This window comes from Arcticibacter sp., assembly GCF_045629565.1.
In the GTDB taxonomy this organism is placed as follows: domain Bacteria; phylum Bacteroidota; class Bacteroidia; order Sphingobacteriales; family Sphingobacteriaceae; genus Arcticibacter.
Map to the genome: position 1 here is coordinate 1 of NZ_JAZQRL010000096.1, position 2,907 is coordinate 2,907.

General features: G+C 42.5%; 4 protein-coding genes. 2 read left to right on the forward strand and 2 right to left on the reverse strand.

From position 1 onward, the window contains the following. Both ACKI5J_RS11770 and nhaA read right to left on the reverse strand, forming a co-directional pair. On the reverse strand, positions 1–196 hold a 196-nt coding region (locus tag ACKI5J_RS11770), incomplete at its 3' end, for an ArsR/SmtB family transcription factor (RefSeq protein WP_407429671.1). 48 nt (positions 197–244) lie between these two features. Next, positions 245–1,426 carry a Na+/H+ antiporter NhaA gene (gene nhaA, locus ACKI5J_RS11775; protein ID WP_407429672.1) on the reverse strand — a complete coding sequence of 394 codons (1,182 nt, stop codon included), beginning with the start codon at positions 1,424–1,426 and terminating at the stop codon, positions 245–247. Between the two features lie 116 nt (positions 1,427–1,542). On the opposite strand from nhaA, the gene ACKI5J_RS11780 reads away from it, so the two are divergent. Both ACKI5J_RS11780 and ACKI5J_RS11785 read left to right on the forward strand, forming a co-directional pair. Continuing rightward, entirely contained in the window at positions 1,543–2,367 is an 825-nt protein-coding gene (locus ACKI5J_RS11780; RefSeq protein WP_407429673.1) for a helix-turn-helix domain-containing protein, read from the forward strand. Between the two features lie 58 nt (positions 2,368–2,425). Then, on the forward strand, positions 2,426–2,907 hold a 482-nt coding region (locus tag ACKI5J_RS11785; protein WP_407429674.1), incomplete at its 3' end, for a GNAT family N-acetyltransferase.

Consider the following 2,907-nt stretch of genomic DNA (forward strand, 5'->3'; position numbering starts at 1 on the left):
TCTTTAGTTCCTTAAGATGCTGCGATATGGTCGCCTGGGCTAGTCCCAGTTCATCCACCAAATCGCCACATATGCACGTATCAGAGATCAGTATTCTTTGCAGAATAGCGATACGGGCAGGATGAGCCATCGCTTTCAAAAACTGCGCAAGCTGATTCTGTTCCGCAGTAAACATCTCCGTCTTTGTTAATCCCATATCGCAATATTACGATTAATAAAGGAAATTAGAAAATCTTTTTAGGTGTTAATTAGCAAATTGCTGTCTATTCTTTGTTCTGCTTAATAAGAGATAGCCTAACGTTCCGGATAAAATTGACCCCACTAAGATGGAAAACTTTGCCTCAGCAACTAAGAAAGGATCTATAAAAGACAACAGAGCAATAAAAATAGACATCGTAAATCCTATTCCGGCAAGTAACCCAACACCAACAATATGTATCCATTTCGCATTTGCCGGGAGCTGACCGATTCCTGTTTTGGTTCCAATCCACGAAGCCAACAGGATACCCACAGGTTTTCCAATAACAAGACCAGCTATTATTCCAAGTCCCAACGGGCTCAAAAGCCCTTCCAGCATTACCGGCTCGAAATGAATATTGGTATTACTCAGTGCGAAAAGAGGAACAATGATAAAATTAACGGGCTTCAACAGCATATGTTCCAATTTTTCAAGCGGTGATTCCGTAGCAGTCGGATTTGTTGGAACTGTCATCGCCGTCAAAACTCCTGCGATGGTAGCATGTATCCCCGAGTGATGGACAAAGTACCAGATCAGCAGCCCCGGAATTAAATAAAACAGCAGGTTTTTAATTCCCATCCTGTTGAACAGCAGTAAAATAAGAAATATGCCAGCCGCATAAATGAGGTTCATATAGTGAAGGTCGCTCGAGTAGAACAAGGCGATTACGAGAATAGCCATCAGGTCGTCTACAATCGCCAGGGCCGCTAAAAAGATTTTCAGCGATGCAGGAACACGTTTGCCCAGCAGTGTGATAATCGCTAATGCAAAAGCGATATCAGTCGCCATTGGAATTCCCCATCCGCTGGCCGTTGGTTCTCCTTTGTTCAGCATCATGTAGATGAACGCAGGAACACAAGCGCCGCCGACAGCGCACAAGATGGGCAAGGCAGCCTTTTTGACACTGGATAATTCTCCTTCGACAAGTTCCCTTTTTATTTCCAGGCCAACCATCAGGAAAAATATCGCCATTAGTCCATCATTTATCCACAGCTGGAGGGAATAGCGAAGATGAATGCTTGAATTCTCATAGCCCAGTGGTGTCGCTAGTAACGCTTCAAAATCCTTCCAAAGAGGGGAGTTTGCGATGATAAGAGAGATGATTACACAAGCAAAAAGAATAATGCCCCCAGCAGAGCCTGAGCGGAAAAAGTTCTTGAAAACGGTTAAATTTATTGAAAGTGGCATGGGCTTTACGGTAATGCAGTGCGTGTTGAAATGTCCAAAATTACTGATGATGAAAGGTCTTAACCAGTACTTTTTGGACATAAATGGCCTGTGAAGTTTTTGTTATATTTGAGGATATGCCTATTACATTTTTTAAAAAAATCACGGAGTACGAGGTCAAGAATGCGCCTGCTGATCAGAAGAGCGCAGGCAGAAAAATTACCAGCTGTGTTCAGGGCGTTTACTTGTTCTCTTGTCAAAGCGTTGCTTCTAAACAAATGTTATTTAACGACGGCTTTCCGACACTGATCTTCGGTTCAGATAAGGATAAAAAGATCAGGATTACAACACAGGGAAAACTTAAAGAGATGTCATCCGTATGGTTGTGCGGTGGCATACTAAAAGAGACCTATATGGATTACATCAAACATGATGAGGAATTTATTGTCGTTCGTTTCCATCCGGCATCATTCTATTCAACGTTTGGGTTGCGGCCGACGTTCTTCGATCACAGTACGCTTTATAACTTAAATGATATTGACGATCAATTCGCTTCACTGATTGATCAGTTTTATCAGAATGCAAGTGCTGCGGAGAGGATAGCGTTTCTGAAAACATACTTCCAGAATTTTGACGGTCACTCGGATATGCCCGGAATCATCGGTGAGGCTATAGCATTAATCCAATGCAGGCGTGGAAGTATTTCAGTAGCTGAGGTACTTAAATATTTTGAAGCTAAGGTAAATCACAAATGGCTTGGAAGAAACTTTAAGCGATATATAGGAATGTCCCCTAAAAAATTTATTTTACTTCAACGGTTCCTTAGCGCATTTGATGATTTAAAAAGCGCTACGAAAAGTACACTCGACATTGCTTTAAGTAATGGCTATTATGACGACATGCACCTGTTAAAAGATTTTAAAAATTATTCAGGAACAACTCCCTCCAAATATTTTGCATAGGGATGTTGAGGCATTATCAGCGTAATCGTCCACAAACTCAAACTACCTTTGGCAAAAAATGAAGAATTTACATATCAGGAAAGTAACACTACACGATATCGGGGCCTTGGCACAAATCGGCAGACAAACTTTCGCGGAAACCTTCTCGGATACCAATAGTGCCGATAATATAGCCAGGTACCTGGAAGAAGGCTTTTCCATGGACAAGCTAACCGCAGAAGTGCGCAACACTGCCTCAGCGTTTTACTTTGTCACCTTAAACGAACAGGTAATCGGTTACCTGAAGCTGAATACCGGAAACGCGCAAACCGAGGCAATGGACGCCGAAGCTCTTGAGATCGAGCGTATATATGTACTCGCTGCATATCACGGACACAAAGTCGGCCAGATCCTATACAATAAAGCCATGCAGGTTGCCGAAGAACGAAAATCCCCTTTTGTATGGCTCGGCGTATGGGAGAAAAACCCCCGGGCCATCCGCTTTTACGAAAAGAACGGATTCGTCGTATTTGACAAACATGTTTTTAAACTGGGTGACGA